The organism is Ruegeria sp. AP11 (genome assembly GCF_056535865.1).
Map to the genome: position 1 here is coordinate 552825 of NZ_JBQFJB010000001.1, position 22280 is coordinate 575104.

General features: G+C 61.0%; 25 protein-coding genes. 5 read left to right on the plus strand and 20 right to left on the minus strand.

Going from position 1 to position 22280, the window contains the following annotated elements; genetic code table 11:
• Positions 1 to 4: 4 nt before the first annotated feature.
• The 14 genes from ACR3E4_RS02875 to ruvC all read right to left on the minus strand — a co-directional run bounded on the left by ACR3E4_RS02875 (position 5) and on the right by ruvC (position 12315).
• Positions 5 to 580 carry an MOSC domain-containing protein gene (locus ACR3E4_RS02875; protein WP_480534133.1) on the minus strand — a complete coding sequence of 192 codons (576 nt, stop codon included), beginning with the start codon at positions 578 to 580 and terminating at the stop codon, positions 5 to 7.
• A gap of 94 nt (positions 581 to 674) precedes the next feature.
• Positions 675 to 2591, minus strand: a complete 1917-nt coding sequence (gene ftsH / locus ACR3E4_RS02880; protein ID WP_480533790.1) for an ATP-dependent zinc metalloprotease FtsH — start codon at positions 2589 to 2591, stop codon at positions 675 to 677.
• Positions 2592 to 2668: 77 nt separating this feature from the next.
• Positions 2669 to 3922 carry a tRNA lysidine(34) synthetase TilS gene (tilS, locus tag ACR3E4_RS02885; RefSeq protein WP_480533792.1) on the minus strand — a complete coding sequence of 418 codons (1254 nt, stop codon included), beginning with the start codon at positions 3920 to 3922 and terminating at the stop codon, positions 2669 to 2671.
• Positions 3919 to 4743 carry a tol-pal system protein YbgF gene (gene ybgF, locus ACR3E4_RS02890; RefSeq protein WP_480534135.1) on the minus strand — a complete coding sequence of 275 codons (825 nt, stop codon included), beginning with the start codon at positions 4741 to 4743 and terminating at the stop codon, positions 3919 to 3921. The genes tilS and ybgF overlap by 4 nt, the downstream gene beginning before the upstream one ends.
• Before the next feature lie 4 nt (positions 4744 to 4747).
• Entirely contained in the window at positions 4748 to 5254 is a 507-nt protein-coding gene (pal, locus tag ACR3E4_RS02895; protein WP_480533794.1) for a peptidoglycan-associated lipoprotein Pal, read from the minus strand.
• 87 nt (positions 5255 to 5341) lie between these two features.
• A complete protein-coding gene (gene tolB, locus ACR3E4_RS02900) occupies positions 5342 to 6661 on the minus strand; it encodes a Tol-Pal system beta propeller repeat protein TolB (protein WP_480533796.1) in 1320 nt (439 codons plus the stop codon).
• Positions 6658 to 7764 carry an energy transducer TonB gene (locus ACR3E4_RS02905; protein ID WP_480533798.1) on the minus strand — a complete coding sequence of 369 codons (1107 nt, stop codon included), beginning with the start codon at positions 7762 to 7764 and terminating at the stop codon, positions 6658 to 6660. The genes tolB and ACR3E4_RS02905 overlap by 4 nt, the downstream gene beginning before the upstream one ends.
• A gap of 15 nt (positions 7765 to 7779) precedes the next feature.
• Positions 7780 to 8250 (minus strand): protein TolR, encoded by a 471-nt coding sequence (gene tolR, locus ACR3E4_RS02910; protein ID WP_480533800.1) that lies wholly within the window; start codon positions 8248 to 8250, stop codon positions 7780 to 7782.
• Between the two features lie 2 nt (positions 8251 to 8252).
• Positions 8253 to 8948 (minus strand): protein TolQ, encoded by a 696-nt coding sequence (gene tolQ / locus ACR3E4_RS02915; protein ID WP_480533802.1) that lies wholly within the window; start codon positions 8946 to 8948, stop codon positions 8253 to 8255.
• A 105-nt stretch (positions 8949 to 9053) separates the two neighbouring features.
• Complete coding sequence (gene ybgC, locus ACR3E4_RS02920) at positions 9054 to 9437, minus strand: tol-pal system-associated acyl-CoA thioesterase (protein WP_480533804.1); 384 nt, start codon at positions 9435 to 9437, stop codon at positions 9054 to 9056.
• Positions 9434 to 10057 carry a hypothetical protein gene (locus ACR3E4_RS02925; RefSeq protein WP_480533806.1) on the minus strand — a complete coding sequence of 208 codons (624 nt, stop codon included), beginning with the start codon at positions 10055 to 10057 and terminating at the stop codon, positions 9434 to 9436. Before ACR3E4_RS02925 ends, ybgC begins: the two co-directional genes overlap by 4 nt.
• 62 nt (positions 10058 to 10119) lie before the next feature.
• On the minus strand, positions 10120 to 11139 hold the full coding sequence (gene ruvB, locus ACR3E4_RS02930; RefSeq protein WP_480533808.1) for a Holliday junction branch migration DNA helicase RuvB: 1020 nt from the start codon (positions 11137 to 11139) through the stop codon (positions 10120 to 10122).
• A 4-nt stretch (positions 11140 to 11143) separates the two neighbouring features.
• Entirely contained in the window at positions 11144 to 11821 is a 678-nt protein-coding gene (gene ruvA, locus ACR3E4_RS02935; RefSeq protein ID WP_480533810.1) for a Holliday junction branch migration protein RuvA, read from the minus strand.
• Positions 11818 to 12315: a crossover junction endodeoxyribonuclease RuvC gene (gene ruvC / locus ACR3E4_RS02940; RefSeq protein WP_480533812.1), complete on the minus strand. Its 498-nt coding sequence runs from the start codon at positions 12313 to 12315 to the stop codon at positions 11818 to 11820. The genes ruvA and ruvC overlap by 4 nt, the downstream gene beginning before the upstream one ends.
• Positions 12316 to 12648: 333 nt before the next feature.
• Between ruvC and ACR3E4_RS02945 the strand changes: the two genes are divergently transcribed.
• Positions 12649 to 12864, plus strand: coding sequence for a DUF1127 domain-containing protein (locus tag ACR3E4_RS02945; protein ID WP_480533814.1), 216 nt, complete (start codon positions 12649 to 12651; stop codon positions 12862 to 12864).
• 107 nt (positions 12865 to 12971) lie between these two features.
• Here ACR3E4_RS02945 and ACR3E4_RS02950 read toward each other — a convergent pair whose 3' ends face one another.
• From ACR3E4_RS02950 to ACR3E4_RS02965, 4 genes are all read right to left on the minus strand, one after another.
• Entirely contained in the window at positions 12972 to 13316 is a 345-nt protein-coding gene (locus ACR3E4_RS02950) for a hypothetical protein (protein WP_480533816.1), read from the minus strand.
• Between the two features lie 104 nt (positions 13317 to 13420).
• Positions 13421 to 14293 (minus strand): 50S ribosomal protein L11 methyltransferase, encoded by an 873-nt coding sequence (locus ACR3E4_RS02955; protein WP_480533818.1) that lies wholly within the window; start codon positions 14291 to 14293, stop codon positions 13421 to 13423.
• A 67-nt stretch (positions 14294 to 14360) separates the two neighbouring features.
• Positions 14361 to 15593, minus strand: a complete 1233-nt coding sequence (locus tag ACR3E4_RS02960) for an MFS transporter (RefSeq protein ID WP_480533820.1) — start codon at positions 15591 to 15593, stop codon at positions 14361 to 14363.
• A gap of 79 nt (positions 15594 to 15672) precedes the next feature.
• Positions 15673 to 17868 carry a primosomal protein N' gene (locus tag ACR3E4_RS02965; protein WP_480533822.1) on the minus strand — a complete coding sequence of 732 codons (2196 nt, stop codon included), beginning with the start codon at positions 17866 to 17868 and terminating at the stop codon, positions 15673 to 15675.
• A 90-nt stretch (positions 17869 to 17958) separates the two neighbouring features.
• Between ACR3E4_RS02965 and fsa the strand changes: the two genes are divergently transcribed.
• From fsa to ACR3E4_RS02985, 4 genes are all read left to right on the plus strand, one after another.
• Positions 17959 to 18612 carry a fructose-6-phosphate aldolase gene (gene fsa / locus ACR3E4_RS02970; RefSeq protein ID WP_480533824.1) on the plus strand — a complete coding sequence of 218 codons (654 nt, stop codon included), beginning with the start codon at positions 17959 to 17961 and terminating at the stop codon, positions 18610 to 18612.
• 195 nt (positions 18613 to 18807) lie between these two features.
• Entirely contained in the window at positions 18808 to 19515 is a 708-nt protein-coding gene (locus ACR3E4_RS02975; RefSeq protein ID WP_480533827.1) for a DUF484 family protein, read from the plus strand.
• Positions 19512 to 20432, plus strand: coding sequence for a tyrosine recombinase XerC (locus ACR3E4_RS02980; RefSeq protein ID WP_480533829.1), 921 nt, complete (start codon positions 19512 to 19514; stop codon positions 20430 to 20432). Before ACR3E4_RS02975 ends, ACR3E4_RS02980 begins: the two co-directional genes overlap by 4 nt.
• 66 nt (positions 20433 to 20498) lie before the next feature.
• Positions 20499 to 21194, plus strand: coding sequence for a CDP-alcohol phosphatidyltransferase family protein (locus ACR3E4_RS02985; RefSeq protein ID WP_480533831.1), 696 nt, complete (start codon positions 20499 to 20501; stop codon positions 21192 to 21194).
• A 2-nt stretch (positions 21195 to 21196) separates the two neighbouring features.
• Here the strand turns inward: ACR3E4_RS02985 and ACR3E4_RS02990 are convergent, their stop codons facing one another.
• Both ACR3E4_RS02990 and ACR3E4_RS02995 read right to left on the minus strand, forming a co-directional pair.
• Entirely contained in the window at positions 21197 to 21664 is a 468-nt protein-coding gene (locus tag ACR3E4_RS02990) for a hypothetical protein (protein ID WP_480533833.1), read from the minus strand.
• Positions 21665 to 21740: 76 nt separating this feature from the next.
• Positions 21741 to 22196, minus strand: a complete 456-nt coding sequence (locus tag ACR3E4_RS02995; RefSeq protein ID WP_480533835.1) for a methylated-DNA--[protein]-cysteine S-methyltransferase — start codon at positions 22194 to 22196, stop codon at positions 21741 to 21743.
• Positions 22197 to 22280: the final 84 nt, after the last annotated feature.

Below are 22280 nucleotides of genomic sequence, written 5' to 3' on the forward strand. Positions count from 1 at the left end.
CGCCCTATGGCTGCCAAATTGGCTGATCAGGTACAAACAATCGCATCTTGGTGCCGAGCCTCAAAACTCCGGGGCGTTCAACCCAGGCCGTTATCCCGCGTCGCCCTTTTGCGGCGGGTTTGAAGGCTGCTCCGTGGCCGGTGTGATCCGCCTCAATCTCGCGGCCAGGCAGAACGCAAGGGGCGTTTTCCATGTCCACGGTAATCGTCGCACCATTCTCCGACTGCAGCCGCGAAGATGGCGGGACATGCGTAAAATCGGGGATGCCTTTCAAAACGATAGAAGCGCCAAGATATGACGGATCAAGATCTTCCATTTTCATCTCGGCAGCGATACTGGCCAGCTCCTCGGACGACAGCACTGATAACTGCCGCACATTTCGAATCTCAGTGCCCTTCGGGTAGAGATTCTCGACTCGAACGCAGGACGCCCTGTTGAGCCCCTCGTGCCGTTCTCCGCGAACTCCGTCGAAGCCCAGGTTCAATGCGTCAACAGGCTCGGTGCGCAAGGATTGGCCTGCAGGTACATGGCCAAGCCAAATCACCTCTGCCGAATATTCAGTTTCACGTAAGAACGGCACGTGACTTCCCCTTTCCTTCATCAATCACAGGCATAATGACCGGCAACAGCCTGATGAAAAGAGAAAACCCGGAGGCTGGCTCCGGGTTTTGCTATTATGTGGTTGGTTCTGGCTCCATCCCACCATCCGGCGGGGATTTCTTGGCCTTGGTCTTGGGAATGGCGGTCACGCTGGGCGCATTGCCCTCGTCTGGTTTGTCGCCTTCATCGTCGCCTTCGGTGGGTGGCTCGCCGTTCATGACGCGCTTGATCTCATCACCGGTCAGGGTTTCGTATTCCAGCAAGCCCTGCGCCAAACGCTCCCATTCTTCGTTCTTGTCCGACAGAATCTTGTGCGCGCGCTCATACCCCTGCTGGATCAGACGCTTCACCTCTTCTTCGATCAGTTCCTTGGTATGGGCTGAGACCGAGAAGCCAGCAGTATTGCCCTGATAGCCCTCATGCGCCTCGGCATAGTCGATATTGCCGACCTTATCCGACATGCCCCAGCGCATCACCATGGCCCGCGCCAACTGGCTGGCTTGCATGATGTCGCCTGCCGGGCCGTTCGAGACATGATCCTCACCGTATTTGATCACCTCGGCAGCCTTGCCCGCCATGGTCATCGCCAGCTTCTGCTCACACTCGTCGCGGTGATAATTCAGGCGGTCCATTTCGGGCAGCGACACAACCATACCCAGCGCGCCACCGCGCGGAATGATCGTTGCCTTGTAGACCGGATCGCACAGCGGCAACTCCAGACCGACAACGGCGTGTCCAGCCTCGTGATAGGCGGTCTTTTCCTTCTGATCCTGGGTCAGCACCATCGAGCGGCGCTCGGCCCCCATCATCACCTTGTCCTTGGCGTTCTCGAAATCTTCCATGGTGACAAAGCGACGGCCCACACGCGCGGCCATCAGCGCGGCCTCGTTCACGAGGTTGGCCAGATCAGCGCCAGAGAAGCCCGGCGTCCCGCGCGCGATGATGCGCAGATCGACATCGGGACCCAAAGGCGTCTTGCGCGCGTGAACGCCCAGAATTTTCTCACGCCCTTTGATGTCGGGGTTGCCGACAGTCACGTTGCGGTCGAAACGGCCCGGACGCAGCAGCGCAGGGTCCAGCACGTCCTTGCGGTTTGTGGCCGCCAGAATGATCACGCCTTCATTGGCCTCGAATCCGTCCATTTCAACCAGCAGCTGGTTGAGGGTCTGCTCGCGTTCATCGTTGCCGCCGCCATAGCCCGCGCCACGATGGCGGCCCACGGCGTCGATCTCGTCGATGAACACGATACAAGGCGCGTTCTTCTTGGCCTGTTCGAACATGTCGCGGACGCGGGACGCACCGACACCGACGAACATCTCAACGAAATCCGAACCTGAAATGGTAAAGAATGGCACACCCGCCTCACCCGCAATCGCACGGGCGAGCAGTGTCTTACCAGTACCCGGAGGGCCAACCAGCAACGCGCCTTTGGGAATCTTGCCGCCCAGACGGCTGAACTTCTGCGGGTTGCGCAGGAATTCGACGATCTCTTCCAGCTCTTCCTTGGCCTCGTCGATGCCGGCCACGTCGTCAAAGGTCACGCGGCCGTGCTTTTCGGTCAGCATCTTGGCCTTGGACTTGCCAAAGCCCATCGCGCCGCCTTTGCCGCCGCCCTGCATCCGGTTCATGAAATAGACCCAGACACCGATCAGCAGCAGGAAGGGCAGCAGCGTGATCAGGAACGACTGGAACCCCGACTGTTGCTGTTTCTCCGCCCGCACCGGGATGCTCTTGTCGATCAGCAGCTTGGTCACTTCGGCATCGCCGGGTTTGATGGTGACGTAATCCTGATTGTCATTCGTGCGATAGCGAATCTGTTCGCCATCCAGCGTCACGCTGGTGACATCTCCGGCATCCACAGCGCTGACGAATTCGGAATAGGTCCGTTCGTTGTTCTGAAGCGAACCGCTGGGTCCACTGAACAGGTTGAACAGTGCAAGGATCAGCAGAAACAGAACGACCCAGAAGGCGATGTTACGAGCGTTGCCCAAGGAAAATCTCCTAGAAGGTTTCGGCGGATGGGGTTCCGCCGGGGTTGTTCCTTAAAATAGAGAGGATTGTGGCAGGTTCAATGCGATAAAATCACGGCATGGAAGTCTGGCCTGTCCGAGGACGCATTTGCCGCCCATCCATTAGCGAAACCGGCCAAAGGCGCAGCCAGAACATTCTCATTCACCCATACCGCAGGCGACGACATCACCACCGCGCGGGGCTTTGCAACCGCGCGCCAGTCCTTCAATTGCAGAATCCCTGCCTCACCCAGGGGCCGAACTTCGGCACCCGGCGTCTGGGGTCCGGTCAGAACCCAGCGCCCGTCCCACACCGTGCCGGGATTCGAGACTTGGGGGGTAAGAGCGTTTAGCTCTCTGCAAATCCAAGTTTTTTTGCCTCCCGGGATCAGCTGGCAACCGCCCAGCGTGGTCGCCTGGCCGCTCAACAGGGCCTGCACTGCCTGATCGACGGCGCCTTGACGCGGCGGATAATCCCGACGCGCCAGCCACATGACCGCACCCACGACAAGTCGGCGGCGAATCTCTTCTGGCAGCGCGGCGATGCCATCTCGGTCGAAACACAGATCGCCATCCGCCTCCTGCACATGATCGCGGGCGGATTCCTGCGCGTATCGTGCCAAAGCTTCGCGGGCTTGTGCAAGATTGTCAGCAACACGCGAAAAGCCTTCCGCCGTGATACCGACCCGATCCAGCCGGGTCAGAGCGTCCCGGGCTTTGATCCGGTCAAACCGTTGATCCTGATTCGACGGGTCATCGATCCAACTTATCCCCTGCCCTGTCAGGTAATCGCGCAAACGTGCGCGTGTGATCGACAGCATCGGGCGCAGCAGAGTAACACCGCCCTCGATGCGCCGCGATGCCATGCCGGACAGGCCCGAAACCCCCGCAGACCGGGCAAGCCGCATCAGGACGGTTTCGGCCTGATCGTTAGCCGTGTGGCCCAGTGCGATCGCCTCGAGCCCCAGTTCATCCGCCCAATCCGTCAGCAACCGATACCGTGCCCGCCGCGCCTGATCCTGCAGATTACCTGCGCCGTCCCAACCTTCCCATTTCAACGTATGGTGCGGGATGCCCCATTTCTGCGCCAGCGCCGCGACGGACCGAGCCTCGGCAGCGGATTCGGGGCGCAGGCCATGATCAACGGTTGCGGCGAACAGATCGATCCGAGCCTCTTGAGCCATGCCCGAAAGCAGATGCAACAGAGCGGTCGAGTCGCTGCCACCGGACACCGCCACGCCCAGACGTCGTGGCAGCGGATCGGGCAGATTCGCCCGGATTTCGGACCGAAGCGTATCGGTGTCAGAGGTCAAGAACAGCCCAGCGCCGCCATTTCCTGTGTGGCCGAGCTTGCCGGGGCCGAGCTTGGGAATCGCACGCCAACCTCGCTGAGCGTTATGCAAGCCTGATCGGTCTGTCCCAGACGGCCAAGCGCCGCGCCCAGTTCATATAGCGCCTCGGGGGCCAGCGGGCCTTCGGAATCGCCAGTGAAGCTGGCCAGGAACGCCCGCGCGGCCTCGCGCGTGTCACCCAATCCTTCCAGCGCCTGACCACGCCGCAGATTGGCCTGCGCCGCCAGCGGGCTGCCCGGATAGGACAGATCGAATTGTGAGAACAGGTCGGCCGCAGTCTGGAAATCCCCATCCACAAGTGCTTGCGAGGCGGCATCGAAATCGGCCTGTTCGCCGACCGCCAGCTCGCCTTGCTCAACCGCAGCAGGCTGGGGCGACGTGGGCGCAACGGCGATCTCGGTCGACGTTTCGCCGCCCAGCGTCGATGTCTCGCCCAGAGTGCTCAGATCGCCGCCCTCCAGTTCGACCAGCCGGAACTCCAGATCGCCAATCCGGTTGGTGCCATCGGTGACAATATTCTGCACCCGCTGATTCAACTGCTCGGTCTGGCGTGTCAGGCGCTGCAATTCGGCCTCGATCGCATCCACACGTTCCAGCACGGAACTGCCAGACAGGTTTGGCGCGGGTGAGCCGGTGGTCGAAAACTCGCGCTTCAAACGCTGGACCTCGACATGCAGCACCGTCAGCTCCTGCCGGATATCCGCCAGTGTCTGCTGATCCTGCGCCTGCGCCACGCCCGCGACGGCGACCACTGCCGCCAGAACCAAACCTGCAATTCGCATCATCTTACCCCAAGCTTGAACCGGTCAGCACCGTCACCGCGCGGCGGTTCTTGGAATAGCATTCCTCGGTGCTGCAAATTTCAATCGGGCGTTCCTTGCCAAAGCTGACCGTGGTCAGCCGGTTGCCCGCCACCCCGCGCGAGATCAGGTATTCCCGCGCCGCGTTCGCCCGGCGCGCACCCAGTGCGAGGTTGTATTCCCGCGTGCCCTGCTCATCCGCGTGGCCTTCGATGTTCGCCACGAAATCCGGGTTGGCCAACAGCCAGTCGGCCTGCCCCTGCAAAACGGTCTGGGCTTGCGGGCTGAGCGTGGACTGATCGACTGCGAACAATACTCGGTCACCCACCGCCTGTTGGAAATAGGCGGGTGAACGCGGGTCATTGGGCGAACCCGGCACCAGCGCGCCGTTGGCACCACCGGCGCCACCACCCAATGCCGAAGGATCATTATTGGAACAGGCGGCGATCAGGGTCAGCGCCCCGGCAGCCGCGATTTTGCTCAGAAGGTTCATCTCAAGTGCCTCGTGTATTGTTTGTTTATTGGCGCGTTTCTATCACATCGCATCTTCGTTGTGAACGTTATCCACAGCATGGTCAGATCAATTCTGCAACGGCCCCCAGGACGGATCGCTGCCCCCGTCCGGTGTGCGTACCGGGCGCAGATTGCGGCCCGATATATCCACCGAATACAGCGTCGAGCGGCCACTCGCCCCCTGCGTTTCCCGCGTGAACATAATGACCCGGCCGTTGGGCGACCATGTCGGACCTTCATCCAGGAACGAGGCTGTCAGCAGGCGCTCCTCGTCACCATTGGTGCGCATTACGCCGATATGGAACCGACCCTTGTTTTGCTTGGTGAAGGCAATCAGATCTCCACGCGGGGACCAGACGGGTGTGCCGTAACGGCCTTGCCCGAAACTGATCCGCGTCGCCTCGCCACCATTTGCGGGCATGACATAGAGCTGCGGTGTCCCCGAGCGGTCACTTTCGAACACGATCTGGCTACCGTCCGGCGAATAGCTGGGCGCGGTTTCAATAGCGGGCGTATTGGTCAGGCGCGCGCTCTGGCCCGAAGCCAGATCCATCTTCCAAAGATCGGTATTGCCACCTTGCGTCAGCGAATAGACAATCGAGCGCCCATCCGGCGAAAAGCGCGGAGAGAAGCTCATCGTGCCTTCCTGTGTCGGCAACTCCTGCCGCTGAACACGCCCTACATCCAGCAGGTAGATACGCGGCTGGCCGGTCTCATAGCTGGTATAAAGCAACCGATCGCCAGTGGGCGAGAACCGGGGTGCCAGCACGATGGCGGCACTGTCTGTCAAATACTGCACGTTCGCGCCGTCGTAATCCATGATCGCCAGTCGCTTGAGCCGCTGATCCTTGGGGCCGCTCTCGGATACGAACGCCACGCGGCTATCAAAATAGCCGCCCTCACCCGTGATCCGGCTATAGACCTGATCAGCCACCTTATGCGACATGCGCCGCCAGCCTTCTGTGGTGCCTGCGAACTGCAATCCGTTGCCCAGCTCGGCGCCTGAAAACACATCCCACACCCGGAACCGAACAGTGAGTCGCTTGCCCGAGACATTCACCGCCCCCGTCACCAGCGCCTGCGCATTGATCGCCTTCCAATCGGCAAATTGCACCGGCGCGTCAAAACTGCTGACCCGGCTGATGAATGCATCTGATGAAATCTCACGAAACAGCCCCGTTCCCGTCAGGTCGGACACCACCACCCGCGAGATATCCTGCGCATATTGCGCTGCCGCTGCGTTGTCAGGCACGAAACTGGGAACCGCAAAGGGCATCGGTTCAATGATGCCTTCGTCGATTTCCAGACGAAGCGGCCCGCTTTGGGCATAAGCCTGAGCCGTCAGCAGGGTCAGGCCAATAAAGAGGCTGGTCAGAAGTTTCATCATTTGATCCGCATCCTCTCGGGATTGAATGTAATCTCAATATCCTGCCATTGGCTGTATTTGTCAGCAGGCAGGTCGTATCCTTTGGCTCCGCAGCGCAAAATCGCGCGTCGTGCGGCCTCATAAGCCTGTTTGGCAGAGGCTGCTGAGCCGCCAGAGCTGTCCAGCATTCTCAGGCTACCACCGACAACCTTACCATCGGGTGTCAGCGAAAAGGCGACAATAACAACTGTCTGCAGCGCATCGGTCGACAGCGAACCGACGTTCCAGCAGCGCGACACCGCCACGCGCATGGCGTCCTTTTCTCCGCTGGTCAGCGGCGGGCCCGAAGGTTCGGTGCCGGTTCCCAGCGCCTCGGCCAGTGCATCATTGATCGCCTGCTCGTCCTGGGCGGGTTCTTCGGTCGGCGCTGGTTCTGGCGCCTCCGCGACCTCAGGCTCGGGCTGAGGCGCCGGACGGTTCGGACGCACGCGCGGGCGCGGCGAGGTGCGCGGGGCCGGATCGTCGACCTCTTCCGCCTCGGTCACGATCTCGGGCGCGGTCTCCTCTGGCGCGGTCTGATCCTGCTGCTCCTGCTGCGTCTCGGCGCCTTCATCCAACGAGACCGGAGGGGTTTCGATATCATCCGGTTTCGCCTCGGGCGGCGGTGGGGCAATGGCTTCGGGTGCAATCTTGTCCGCTGCCTGCGGCTCGGCCTCTGGCCCTGGCGGGGCTGGCAGCGCGGCCACTTCCGGCTCGGGCTGGTCCAGCGTCGGAAGCTCTTCGATTAGTTCGGGTTCGGGCGCGATTTCCACGGCTTCCGGCTGGGTTTCCGGCTCTGGCTCGGGCTCGGGTTGCGGCACCGCCTCAGGTTCGGGCGGTGTGTCCGGCACAGGTTCAGGCGCGGTGATCTGATCGGAGGTTTCGGGCTGCTGCAGCTCTTCCGGCTCGGTCGGCACCTCGGGTGCGTTGCGCTGCGCGCTCAGGGCCGCGAACTGCTCGGATGAGATCACCGAGACATCCTGTACCGCCATCGGCAGCGGTTCAGAGCGGAACGTACCGCTGAACAGCGCCCAACTGATCAGGCTGACATGCGCAATTGCCGAAATCTTGGTGCCGGTATCCACCGTGCGACCCCACCTTTACCCATCGTCCAGCGTTGGCCCGCCGGTATCGGTCACTAGGCCCACATTGGAAAAACCACCCGCATTGAGCGCGCCCATGACCTGCATCACCTGCGCATAGGGGATGGCCCCATCGGCGCGCAGGAATACGCGGTCACTGCTGCGTTCTGCCGCGATGGCGCGCAGCCTGCCAATCAACTCTTCGCGCTGTACGTCCGTGGTCTGTATCTGCACCCCGCCATCGGCGGTCAGGGTCACGGTCAGCGGTTCTTCACTGTCTCCGGGCAAAGCACTGGCCGCAGTCTTGGGCAGATCGACAGGAACGCCAACCGTCAGCAGCGGCGCGGCGACCATGAAGATGATCAACAGCACCAGCATGACATCCACAAACGGCGTCACGTTGATCTCGGCCATCGGCTGCGCACGCCCACGGCGACGCCCTCTGCGCCGCCCGTTGCCACCGGAGTTTTGCTGAACCGCCGCACCCATCGTCAGCTATCCAACTGGCGCGACAGGATGGTGGCGAATTCGTCGGCAAACGCCTCGTAGCCGCCAACGATCCGATCACTATCGGCGCTGAGCTTGTTGTAGAAAATCACCGCCGGGATCGCCGCCAGCAGACCCAGACCGGTGGCCAGCAAAGCCTCGGCAATACCGGGTGCCACAACCGCAAGGTTGGTGTTCTGCTGCTCGGCAATCTCGATAAAGGCGTTCATGATGCCCCAGACCGTACCGAACAGACCAATGAAGGGCGCGGTCGAACCAACCGTGGCCAGAATGGGCAAACCCTTCTGCAAACTCTCGGATTCCTTCGCGATCGCCACATCCATCGACCGGTCAATCCGCGCGGTCGCCCCTGCGATCAACCCGCCATCGGTGCGGTGCGAGCGCCGCCACTCGATCATGCCTGCCGCAAAAATCTTCTCGGAACTGCCATCGGGCTGTGTTCCGGTCTGTTCGAACAGCTCGTCCAGCGGGTTGCCGGACCAGAAGCTTTCATCAAAGACCTGCGCTTCGCGCCGCGCGGCCCGGTAGTTGATCAGTTTCTGAATGATGATGCCCCAGGACCAGACCGATGCCCCAATCAGCATCAGCATCACCAGTTTGACGATAAAGGTCGCGCGGGCATACAGCCCCCACATGGAGAAATCGATCTCCTGCGCCAGCGCCAGCGTTTCAGCTTCCATGAACCTGCTCTTTGTTTTGCCTGATGGCCATTTGGCCTTGTTTTGCCAAACGCTAACGCAGATGGCCGTGAAAAGCCAACAGAACCACCCCCGAGGGTGAAATTGTTACATCAATGCGCGAATCTCTGCCGGAAGGCGCACCGGTTTTCCCTCTGCATTCATGCAAACTGCGGTGACCGCGGCACGAAAGATCTCGGTTTCATCCCGTTTGATCAGCTGTGACATGGTCAGCCGCGCGCCCGAAAGCGATACGATTTCGGTTTCCACCATCAGTTCATCTTCGAACCGTGCCGCCGTAATATAATCCGCCTCAATCCGCCGCACGACCCAGACAATACCCGCATCCCGCATCGCATTCTGATCATTGCCCAGCTTGCGCACCCAGTCGGATCGGGCGCGTTCGATGAATTTCAGGTAATTTGCATGATAAACCACACCACCCATGTCGGTGTCTTCGTAATACACACGAACCGGGTAGAAGTGTTTCATTGCGGCGGCTCCAATCTGGCGAACAGGCGCAACGCATGGGAAGGGTCTTGCGCGGCACCGGGCAGAACCGGATCGTAGGCGGCGCGGATCAAGGCGGCAATATCGGGTCGCAGGATCGTCGCTTCGCCGGCAATGGCCAAAGGCGAGACGTTGCGAAACGCAGCGTCAGACCACAGCAGAATCGTCTGCACCACCTGGCTGAGCGCCAGTGTTTCCGCCGGAACCTTCGACAATTCCTTATCCATGCGCAAAAACACGAAAGCCGCGCGAATGGCGCCGTCTTCCTCAAACCGGAAAATCCGATATTGGTTGGCTTCGGCGGCGACCAGCCGCTCTACCAGTGGGGTCAGATCGGGAATCAGACGTTCCAGATCGGGCACCTCCAGCAACTCCTGCCAATCGCGGAAGAAGAAGACCATGCAATTGGCGCCGAGTTCGGGATCGGTTTCGGCCATCTTGTGACCGGCCAGCGTGACAACCGCCTCGAACGCGCCTTTGACGGTGGCCAGAGTCTCATCCTCGACGCCAAAAACAATTGGCACGATGGGCCGCCCCCAACGCGCAAACAGAAACTCGCCGCTTTCGCGGGTGAACAGCGCTTCGATCTGATCCGGAGTCACACTTTGCCCTTCATCTTTTCAAAATACTCCCGCCGGAGGCTTAAGATCTATGAAGCGCGGCTTCAACCAAACAGATCGCTCTGTCCTTTGGGTGGCGCCATTCCCAAATGAGTCCACGCCTTCTGCGCCAGCATCCGCCCACGTGGCGTACGCTGGATCAGGCCCTGCTGCAACAGATAGGGTTCGATCACCTCTTCCAGCGAATCCCGGCTTTCCGACAATGCCGCCGACAGAGTCTCGATCCCCACTGGACCGCCCGCGTAATTCTCGGCAATCAGCTTCAGATAGCGACGGTCAGCCCCGTCCAGACCCAGATTGTCCACGCCCAGCCGGGTCAGCGCCCCGTCGGCCAGATCCCGCGTGATCCGCCCATCACCTTCGACAATGGCAAAATCCACCACCCGCCGCAGCAACCGTCCTGCAATCCGGGGCGTTCCGCGCGAGCGGCGCGCAATCTCGCGCGCGCCCGCATCATCGGCAGGCGCACCCAGTTTGCGGGCGTTGCGGGTGACGATCTCGTGCAATTCATCGACCGTGTAGAACTGCAGCCGCGTGGGGATACCAAACCGGTCCCGCAGAGGCGTGGTCAACAATCCCATTCGCGTGGTGGCACCGACCAGTGTAAACGGCTGCAACTCGATCCGCACCGTCCGTGCGGCGGGGCCTTCGCCGATCACCAGATCCAGCTCGAAATCCTCCATCGCCGGGTACAGCACCTCTTCCACCGCCGGGTTCAGTCGGTGAATTTCGTCGATGAACAGCACATCGCGCGATTCCAGATTGGTCAGGATCGCCGCCAGATCGCCCGCCTTGGCCAGCACCGGCCCCGAGGTCATGCGGAAATTCACCCCCAACTCGCGCGCCATGATCTGCGCAAGGGTGGTCTTCCCCAACCCCGGAGGGCCATGGAACAATGTATGATCCATCGCCTCGCCCCGTTTGCGGGCCGACTGGATAAAGATGCGCAAATTGGCGCGCGCCTCGGCCTGGCCGACGAATTCATCAAGCCCCTGCGGGCGCAGGGCGCGATCATTGTCCTCGGGCATCGGTTCGGGGCGCAGGGCGGGGTCGGCATCTACCATTCAATCACCCTTTCGGAGCCAGTAGTTTCAGTGCGGCACGGATCAGATCGGCCTCACCCGCATCCGGCAAGCTGGCCGCCGCCTCGGCCACCGCCGAGGCTGCATCCGAAGGTCCATACCCCAGATTGGCCAGCGCCGACAACGCCCCGGCCGAAGCCGCCGCCGCACCAGAGGCCGGTTTTGCCATACGCTTGGGCCCAGGTGCGGGCTCGGCCAGTTCGACCACGTCAAGCGAGGGTCCGTCCATCGCCTCAGTCACCGTGCCGCCCATGGCCATCACGCCGGGCGCCTTGTCCTTGAGGTCCAGCACAATCCGCTGCGCGGTCTTGGGTCCGACCCCTTTGGCCGCCTTGACCGCGCCCCAATCCCCCAACGCAATCGCGCGGCTGACGCCATCGGGTCCCAGTGCGCTGAGAATGGCCAGCGAGACCTTGGCCCCCACACCCTGAACCGAGCACAGCAGGCGGTGCCATTCCTTCTCGATCAGGGACAGAAAGCCATAAAGCTGCATCAGATCTTCGCGCACAACCATGTCGGTGTAGATCGAGACCGCCTCACCCACACCGGGCAGCGCCGCCATGGTCCGGTCCGAGCAATAGACGATATAGCCGACCCCGCGCACATCGATCAAAACATGATCCGCAGCACGATAATCCAGTCTTCCGGTGAGTTTGCCGATCATGCGCGCACCTCTTTCATCCGCGCCTGCGGGGCGGAGCCGTAATAGGAATGGCAGATTGCGATCGCCAAAGCATCCGCAGCATCCGCACCTTTAGGAGAGCACCCCGGCAGTTGCAGTTTGACCATATGCAAAACCTGCTCTTTCTCGGCATGGCCGACGCCGACCACGGTTTTCTTGACCCGGTTCGGGGCATATTCACCCACCGGCAGACCCGCCTGCGCCAGCGTCAACAGCGCAACACCACGCGCCTGACCCAGCTTAAGCGTCCCCGCCCCGTCTTTGTTGACGAAAGTCTGTTCAATGGCGGCCTGATCGGGCCGATACTCGGCGATGACCTCGACAATCTGGTTGTGCAGGGACAAGAGCCGCTCACCCAAATCGTCACCGTCGGATTTGCACAAACCGTTGGCAACATGGCTCAGGCGGCTGCCCGTTGATTCGATGACGCCCCACCCCAGGGTCCTGAGACCCGGATCAATACCCAGAATACGCATGTTTTGCTTTGGCCTGCTCGGGTTTGTGTGATCTTTTTTCATCGACTAGCACGAAGCGTGAACATTTTCCAAGCAATTCAACGCACGACCTGAAAACGACATTCATGTCGCACCCGCAGCATTTCGATCCAATTGCGACAACAACTTGCCAGTTTTCGACGCTTTTCTAAACCAGAATTAATCAATGAATTAAGGGGTTTTTATGAATTTCGAGACTTGCAAAAAACGCATAGGACACATGCAATTTCTGCGCTTGCATGGGACAGTATACATCCCTAGATGCCCGTCAGATCGCAAGATCAGAGTTTAACACAAACCAGAAGGAAACAGGATATGGCTGCACTGGACACCACCCGCACCACCACTGGCTCGTTCGGCCTCGTCGGCCGTATCGGCGTAACTTTGGCATCGGTCGTGAACGCCGTTGTTGAATGGAATGACGCCCGCGCCACCCGCAACGCGCTGAACGGTCTGACCGACCGCGAACTGGACGATATCGGCCTGTGCCGCGGCGACATCGACGTTGTTGCCGAAGGCCGCCGTTACTAAGACGACGGACGACCACGAATACGCCCCTTCCTCCTCCCTGTGGGGCAAACAGAAACACCGCGCGCCAGACGGCCCGCGGTGTTTTTGTTAGGAAAGACGTCAGGCCCTTAGAACATAACCTTGTTCAGCTGGGTTGCGAGGAATTGGGTGACCGGATCGGCCTGCATAATCCAGGCACCGGCCGTTTCCACAGGTGTACCCTGTTCGAGGCTTGCGACGCGGTCGTCATACGCGGATGGGCCGATACTCGACAACAAGAACGCTTTGAAGCCAAAGAACCCGAGCAGGCACAGAACCAGAACCTTCGCCGGGATGGCCGATCGCATCCGCTGCGGTTTCATCACAACCAGCCCGTCCGAGCGCATCGTGGCCCGATAGCCCCGGCTGAGTTTCTGGTGTTTTTTGTTCAGACGCGTGACGCGCTGATCGAATTCGAGTTGTTTTCCTGTCATGGCAGCCTCCGAAAACCGCCCCCCGATTACATTCAGTGACGATAGTTAGAGAATGCGACAAAAAAGTGGCAAAAACCCACAAAACTCCCGTAAATAGCCTAGAATTAGCCCTGTTTGCTTAAGATTAGCGTCGTCCACTCACCAATTTCATCTCTTTGGGCCAGATTGAACCCGTTCTGTAAATAAACCGAAATCACGTCATCAGCCTGCTCATTGAGGATTCCCGACAGGATTGCATGGCCTTCGGCGCGCAGATTCGCGGCGATTTCGGGCGACAGAGCCACCAGCGGACCTTTGAGAATATTTGCGAAGATCAGGTCATAGGGAGCGTGCGCTTTCAGATCCGGGTGATCGAAACCGGCAGCTTCAACGCAGCGGACCTCTCCGGCCATTCCATTGGCTTTCAGGTTGGCCTCGGCCACGTCAACGGCAACCTCGTCAATGTCGCTGGCGATGATATCCCCGTCCCAGACCCGGGCCGCCGCCATGGCCAGAACGGCGGTGCCGCAGCCGATATCCGCAACTTTTGAGGCCGAGAACCCTTGATCCAACAGGTGATCCAGCGCCTTCAGGCATCCCAGCGTGGTGCCATGGTGACCGGTGCCGAAGGCCATCGCGGCCTCGATCAGCAGCGGGATACGCCCCTCGGGCAGCTTATCGGCATCATGGCTGCCATAGACAAAGAACCGCCCGGCCTCGACCGGGGCCAATTCACGGCGCACATGGGCGACCCAGTCGGTTTCGGGCAGTTCCGAGACCACAAAAGGTTTCGCTTCGAACGCGGCGGCCAGAACGGCCAGAGCGGTATCGTCCGGCGTTTCGGTGAAATAACCGCCGACCTCCCACAGACCCGAGCCATCCTCGACCTCGAACACGCCAACGCCGGTGGGTTCGGGCTCCAGCCGCTCCATCGCCTCGCCCAGGCCCTCGGCGGCTTTCTTACCTGTCAGCGTGGTCAGCGCGGTGAATGTGGGCATGGCGGCCTCCTGTCCGGTGTTGCCACAGCGCCTAGGGCGGCGGGCCGCCAAGGTCAAGCGCCCGCGCCTATTCGGCGGGTGCGGGCGCGTATTTCGACAGGATGGTTTCATTCCCCGGCTCGGGATGGCGCGGGATCAGCAGCGACAGCAGCAGTGAGATCATGGCCATTGCAGCAGCCAGACCAAACACCGCACCGGGCGAGACGACCCAGAGCAACCCCAGCAACGCAGGCAGGAACACGGCGGCGATATGGTTGATGGTAAAGGCCACAGCGGCGGTGGGCGCGATATCCGCCGGATCGGCGATTTTCTGGAAATAGGTCTTCAGCGCCAGCGCCAACGCAAACAGCACATGGTCGATCACATAGAGGATCGCGGCCAGCAGCACCCCCCAGCCGAACCAGTAAATGCCGCCATAGGCCGCAAACACGATGGCCAGCCCGGTGTATTCGAAGATCAACGTGCGGCGTTCCCCGAACCGTGCCACCGCTTTCCCCAACATCGGGGCGGCCATCATGTTGATCATCAGGTTGATCAGGTAAAGGCCGGTCAGTTCATGCACGTCAAAGCCGAATTTCTCGACCATCATGAAGCCCGCGAAGACCACGAATATCTGCCGCCGCGCCCCCGCCATGAATTGCAGCGCGTAATACAGCCAATAGCGTTTGCGCAGGATCAGCTTTTTGGTCTGCGGCGTGGGCGCGTCGAATTGCGGATAGGCAAACAGGCAAAACAACGCCAGCAGCGCGGTCACCCCGCCCGCCGCCATGAAGACAAAGTTGTAGGACAGATCGAACCGGTCCCAGGTCAGTACGATCAACCCGTATACCACCATCGTCGCGGCCGATCCCATGGCCACCAGCCAGCCCAACACCTGCGGCGCTCGGTCCTTGGGCAACCATTGCAGTTGCAGCGACTGATTCACCGTCTCGTAATAGTGAAAGCCGATCGAACTGAAAAGGGTGACAAACAGCAACCCGCCAAGGCTGGGAAACCACGCCGTCACCGCCGTCGCCACGCCCAGCATGATCAGCGAGATCATCGCCAACACCTGCTCGCGGATGAAGATGATCACAGCGATCACGCCAACGGCCAGAAACCCGGGGATTTCGCGCACTGTGTGCAGCAGGCCAATTTCCGCACCGTCGAAGCTTGCCACCTCGATGACGAAATTGTTCAACAACGCGCTCCACGCGTTGAAGGCGATGGGCATCATCAGCGCCATCATGAACAACAGCGTCATGGGACGACGCCAGAATGGCAGGCTCTGCGCCTCGGCAAGGGGCATGGGTTTCAGCATGAGACCCCCATACGCCCATTTGTGTGGTTTGACGAGGGGGAAGCGGCAGGCGCACAGGCGCTCTGCATTGACGCAGATGTCAGTAAAAACTCTGCGGGTCGATGTCGACGGTCAGGCGGATGTCGCCTTTCAGACGCAAAGGCGCGATCCAGCGGGCGATGGCGTCCTGAATGGGCGCGCCCTTGGGCGCCTTGACCAGCAGCCGCACCCGGTGCCGCCCGCGAATACGCGCGATGGGGGCCGGGGCCGGGCCAAACACCTGCGCACCGATCTGGCGCAGAGGGGTATCGTTGCGGGCCATCGCGTTGCCGATGTCGAATACCGGCCCGACCTCGGGGCCTGACAGCACGATCCCGGCCATGCGGCCGTAAGGCGGCACCCCTGCGGCCTGCCGCCCGGCGGCTTCAGCCTTCCAGAACCCCTCTTCATCCCCGGAAAGGATGGCGCGGATCACCGGGTGTTCTGGCTGAAAGGTCTGCAAAAGCGCCTGCCCCGGTTTGTCTGCCCGACCTGCACGCCCAGCGACTTGCCGCATCAGTTGGAACGTCCGTTCTGCCGCGCGCAGGTCCGCGCCATGCAGGCTGAGATCGGCGTCGATCACGCCCACCAGCGTCAGCTTGGGGAAATTATGCCCCTTGGCCACCAGCTGCGTGCCGATGACGATATCCGCATCCCCTTCGGCGATCTCCTCAATCTTGGCCTTCAGCGCCCGCGCCGAGCCGAACAGGTCCGAGCTGAGCATCGCGATCTTCGCCTCGGGGAAGGTCGCCTCGGCCTCTTCTGCCAGCCGCTCGATCCCCGGTCCGACTGGGGCCAGCTTGCCCTCAACCCTGCAAGAGGGGCATTCTTCGGGCATCGGCTTCGTCTCGCCGCATTGATGGCACATCAGGCGTTTCAGAAACCGATGCTCCACCATCCGCGCATCGCAATGGTCACAGGCAATTTGCTCGCCACAGGCCCGGCACAAGGTGACCGGAGCATAGCCCCGGCGGTTGATGAACAGCAGCGACTGTTCCCCGCGTTCGATCCGCTGCCGCACCGCCTGCCGCAAAGACGGCGAAATCCACGTCCCCGGCTGCATCTGCTCGGCGCGCATGTCGATGGGCTTCATCTCGGGCAGCACAGCCGCACCAAAGCGCGCGGTCAGTTCCAACCGCTCATATTTGCCCGCCTCGGCATTGGCCCAGCTTTCCAGTGACGGCGTGGCACTGGCCAGAATCACCCGCGCGCCGCAGACGGCCGAGCGCAGAACCGCCATATCCCGCGCGCTGTAATGCACGCCGTCTTCCTGCTTGTACGAGGTGTCGTGTTCCTCATCGACCACCACCAGCCCCAGATCGCGAAATGGCAGGAACAGCGCCGACCGCGCGCCCACGACCAGCTGCGCCGCGCCCTGCCCGACCATGCGCCAGACCCGGCGGCGTTCGGTCATCGTAGCACCTGAATGCCATTCTGCCGGGCGCGCACCAAACCGCGCCTCGACCCGGGTCAGGAATTCGGCGGTCAGGGCAATCTCGGGCAACAGCACCAAAGCCTGCCGCCCCATGCGCAGCGCTTCGGCGACGGCTTCCAGATAGACCTCGGTCTTGCCCGATCCGGTCACACCTTTCAGCAGCGTAGTTCCGTAATCGCCCGTCCGCTGTCCGGCCTGCAGCCGCGCCACCGCCGCCGCCTGATCCCCGGTCAGCGTCTTTCCGGGCAGGTCCGGGTCCAGATGCGGATAGGGCAGATCGCGCGGGCTGTCTTCTTCCCGCACAGCGCCTTGTTTCACCAAACCCTTGATAACAGACGAAGTGACCCCGGCCTGCTCGGCCAGTTCCTTCAGTGTAAAGGCCAGCCCGCCATAGTTTCGCAGCACCTCCAGCACGCGTGTCCGTGTATCGGTCATCCGGTCCGGCTGCGCACCCCCCAGCCGATAAATCTTGCGCATCGACGGCGGATCACCCAGCCCCGGCGCGCGCGTCGCCAGACGCAGCATCGCGGGCATTGGCGTCAGGGTGTAGTCGGCCACTTTGCCCAGGAACACACGCATCTCTTCGCGCATGGGCGCGACCTCAAGCACCCGGATCACCGACCGCGCCTTGGTCAGATCAAAGCCGCCCTGCCCCGGCCCCCAGACCACGCCTAGCACTTTGCGCGGGCCAAGCGGCACCTCGACAAACGCGCCCAGAAAACATCCGCCCTCGGGCGCTTTGTAGTCCAGCGTCCGGTCCAGCGGTTGCGTTGTCAGAACCGCAACCAATTCACCCTGATCGAAATACTCCTGAGTGCTCAATGCATATCCTTGGGCCGGGGGGTTTCAGCAGGTCTCTCTTTGGGGTAAAGCCATCCGCGACCAAGGCCAACCCATCAAAGGACTGCCCGCATGAAATTCTTCGTAGACACCGCCGAGATCGACGCCATCGCCGAACTGAACGACCTGGGCATGGTGGACGGCGTGACCACCAACCCCTCGCTGATCCTGAAATCGGGCCGCGACATTCTGGAAGTGACCAAAGAGATCTGCGATCTGGTCGACGGCCCCGTGTCCGCCGAAGTGGTCGCCACCGAAGCCGAGGACATGATCGCCGAAGGCCGCAAGCTGGCCAAGATCGCGCCGAATATCGCGATCAAAGTGCCGCTGACATGGGCCGGTCTGAAAACCTGCAAAACGCTCAGCGACGAAGGCCAGATGGTCAACGTCACCCTGTGTTTTTCGACCAATCAGGCGATTCTGGCCGCCAAGGCGGGTGCCACATTCATCTCGCCCTTCATCGGACGGCTGGACGACATCAACCTCGACGGCATGGACCTGATTGCCGACATCCGTCAGGTCTATGACAATTACGGGTTCGAAACCGAAATCCTCGCCGCCTCGATCCGCACCGTGAACCACGTGACCGACAGCGCCCGCATCGGTGCCGACGTGATCACCGCCCCCCCTGCCGTGATCAAGAAGCTGGCCGATCACCCGCTGACCGACAAGGGTCTGGAAACCTTCCTGGCCGACTGGGCCAAGACAGGTCAGAAAATCCTCTGATCCCTGGTGCCGCCGCGCGGTGCCGCAAGGCACCGCGCCCGGCCCAACGGCCAAAGCTGATCTCTGATCAGCGCATGGCAGGCGGGAGCTCCCGCTACAGCGCAAACGAATTTCACCCTTTGCGTGCATTTTTCCCAAGGCAAATCCGGCAACTCGTGGTATAAGCCCGCAAAACAAAAAACGACCGGACGGGACATGAGCAGCGACCCCAAGTTAAAGGACAACCTCCGCGCGGCGATTCTCGCCGAGCCTGATGCGGTGCTGGATGACAAGGACCTGATGCAGGCCCTTGTCGCCGCCAATGAACAGGCGCGCGGCGACAACGTCATCGATCTGCGCGGCATCGCCATGCAGCGGCTGGAACAACGGCTGGATCGGCTGGAAGACACCCACCGCTCGGTCATTGCCGCAGCTTATGAAAATCTGGCAGGCACAAATCAGGTGCACCGTGCCATCCTGCGCCTTCTCGAACCCACAGTGTTCGAAGACTTCCTGCGCGCACTGGGCAATGACGTGGCCGAAATCCTGCGCGTGGATCACATCACTCTGGTGCTGGAAACCACCGTGGTACAGGATGATCCGGCCGTCAGCCAACTGGGCGGCGTTCTGACGGTGGTCGAACCCGGTTTTATCGACAGCTACCTCAGCACCGCCCGCAGTGGCGCCACCCGAGAGGTTACTCTGCGCGAGATCAGCCGCCCCAACCCACAGGTCTACGGCACCCAAGTCGAGGACCTGCGGTCCGAAGCCTGTCTCAAACTGGATCTCGGCGCTGGCCGCCTGCCCGGCATGATCGTCATGGGCGCACGCGATCCACGGCATTTCACGCCGCAACTGGGCACCGATCTTCTGTCTTTCTTCGCAGGTGTCTTCGAACGCTCCATGCGCCACTGGCTGACGTGAGCCTTATTTCTCCAGCCTGTCGCGACGCTCTGCAGCACTGGCTGGACAGTCTCGGCGCGCTTGCTGGTCGGTCCGAGAACACCCAAAACGCCTATCGTGGCGATGTGACAGAATTCTTGTCATTCATGACCTTGCATCATAGCGAAAGACAGGGTCTTGCCGCACTCGAACGCATAGCCGTCTCGGACATGCGGGCCTGGATGGCCGATCAGCGCAGTTCGGGCGTTGGTGCGCGGTCGCTTGCCCGCAAGCTCTCAGCGGTCAAAAGCTTTTACCGCTGGCTGGCTGAACGGGAAGGGTTCGAGCCTACCGCCGTCCTGTCCACCCGGGCGCCCAAATACACCAAAAAACTGCCCCGCCCTCTGGCCGAAGACGCCGCGCGCGCGATGATCGAAACAGTCGAACTGCAGTCGACCTCGGATTGGGTCGCGGCGCGGGATGTGGCGGTCGTGACCCTGCTTTATGGCTGCGGGCTGCGTATTTCCGAAGCGCTGTCGCTGACCGGCAAAGACGCCCCCTTACCCGAAACGCTTCGCATTCTGGGCAAGGGCGACAAAGAACGGATCGTACCGGTGATCCCCGTCGCGCGCAGCGCTGTGGACCGCTATCTGCAACTTTGCCCCCATTCGCAGATGCCCGAGGCCCCCTTGTTCCGAGGCGTGCGCGGCGGCGCGCTGAACCCGCGCGCAATCCAGGGCGTGATGGCCAAGGCGCGCATGCAGCTGGGCCTGCCTGCCACAGCGACGCCTCATGCCATGCGTCACAGCTTTGCCACCCATCTTCTCTCGGCTGGTGGTGATCTGCGCGCCATTCAGGAATTGCTGGGCCACGCCTCTCTCTCGACCACTCAGACCTATACGGCTGTCGACACCGCCCGTCTGATGGAAGTTTACAATCGCACCCATCCCAAAGCCTGAGGCAAATCCCCTGACGGCATACCTTTTTGCTTTGCATCTGCCGCACGCATCGTACATGACACGCCCATGACACTCAGATTCAAAGCTCTTTCCGTTCATCTGTTTACCGCCACCGGAGCCGTTTTCGCGATGCTGGCCATGCTGGCCGCCGTCGAGGAGAAATGGAGCCTGATGTATCTGTGGCTGGTGGTTTCGTTCATCGTGGACGGCATCGACGGCCCGCTGGCGCGGCACTATCACGTCAAAAAGAACGCGCCCGAGTTTGACGGTGTATTGCTGGATCTGATCATCGACTATCTGACCTATGTGTTCATACCGGCCTTTGCCCTGTTCAAATCGGGCCTGATGGATGGCTGGACCGGCTGGTTTGCGATCATCGTCATCACCTTCGCCAGCGCCATGTATTTCGCCGATACGCGCATGAAAACCAAGGACAACTCTTTTTCAGGCTTCCCCGGCTGCTGGAACATGTTCGTTATCGTGATCTTCGCGCTCGAACCAAATTTCTGGGTCATCCTGATGCTAGTGACGCTGCTGTCGCTCGCGATGTTCGTACCGCTGAAATTCGTTCACCCCGTCCGAACCGAACGCTGGCGCAGCCTGACACTGCCGATGGCTTTTGCATGGACCTTCTTCGCGGGCTGGGCAGCCTGGGTCGATTTCCACCCCGAAAGCTGGGCCCATTGGGGATTGGTCGTCACCAGTCTCTATCTGGTGTCCGCCGGGATTGCGCAGCAGATCATTCCATCGCGCAAGAGCTGAGGTTACAGAACCTCCTGCACCTCAAAATCGGTCCCGTTATGGGTGAACACATCCCCTTCCTGCAGCCCGGTCATGGCCAGATAGATCGGGCTTTGGGTTGAGATCCCCATATAGGTTTTCCCGTCCACATCGAACCGGGTCGTCGACACGCAGACCACGAAACGCCGGTTGTTGAACTTGACCACCGCACCGGGCTGTACTGTATCGGTCAGGCTGAAATCGGTGTTTTCGATCACGTCGATCTTGGCATGATGTGCATGTACCGGCGCGTCAAAAGCCGCGGCCAGATCCGCATTTTCACGCGATGCTGCGATATCGTCCTTGTCATGCCCTTCGCGATCATCCAGCTGCGAGTCCTTCAGGAACGCATCATAATGGGCCTGTGCCGTGGCAAGCTCTTCCGCCTCAAGCGACATCAGGCGATCGATAATGGCTTTCTTGCGTTCGGCGGGATCTGTCTGGCCGGTCATGTGATCTGATCCTTCAAATTCGATATTTCTTATAAGTTGAGGCGGCACCTAGCCAATTGCAACAGCTATTTGCAGATCAGATCAACAGGCCCGCCGCCCCTTCATGGCGAAGCAATGCCACTTTCGTCTCAACTCCGCCTGCACCGGAAAACCCGCCCAATCCGGTGGCGGACAACACCCGATGGCAAGGAATGATGACGGGGATCGGATTCGCTCCGCAGGCTTGCCCCACAGGTTGCGCCGGCTGCCCCAATTGCTTTGCAATATCGCCATAGGTCAGGGTTTCGCCGAACGGGATGGCGAACATGATATCACACACCAGCCGCTGAAACTCGGACCCTTCGACACGGAAAGGCAGATCGAAGCGCGTCAGCTGCCCGGCATCATAGGCCTTCAGCTGCGCCGCCGCTTCGCGCAACAGGGGCGTTTCATCCCCCGTATCGCGCCCATTCCAGACAAGACGCGTCACCGCCCCATCCACTTCTTCAACCCCGAGCCGCCCAAACCGGGTATCCACTGCAATCATCGACATGGCCAGATGCTGACAGTGTTTGCAGGTCAAGCGCAACCCGGATCACGCTAAACCCACTCTTCTAATCAAAAATACTTCGGAGCG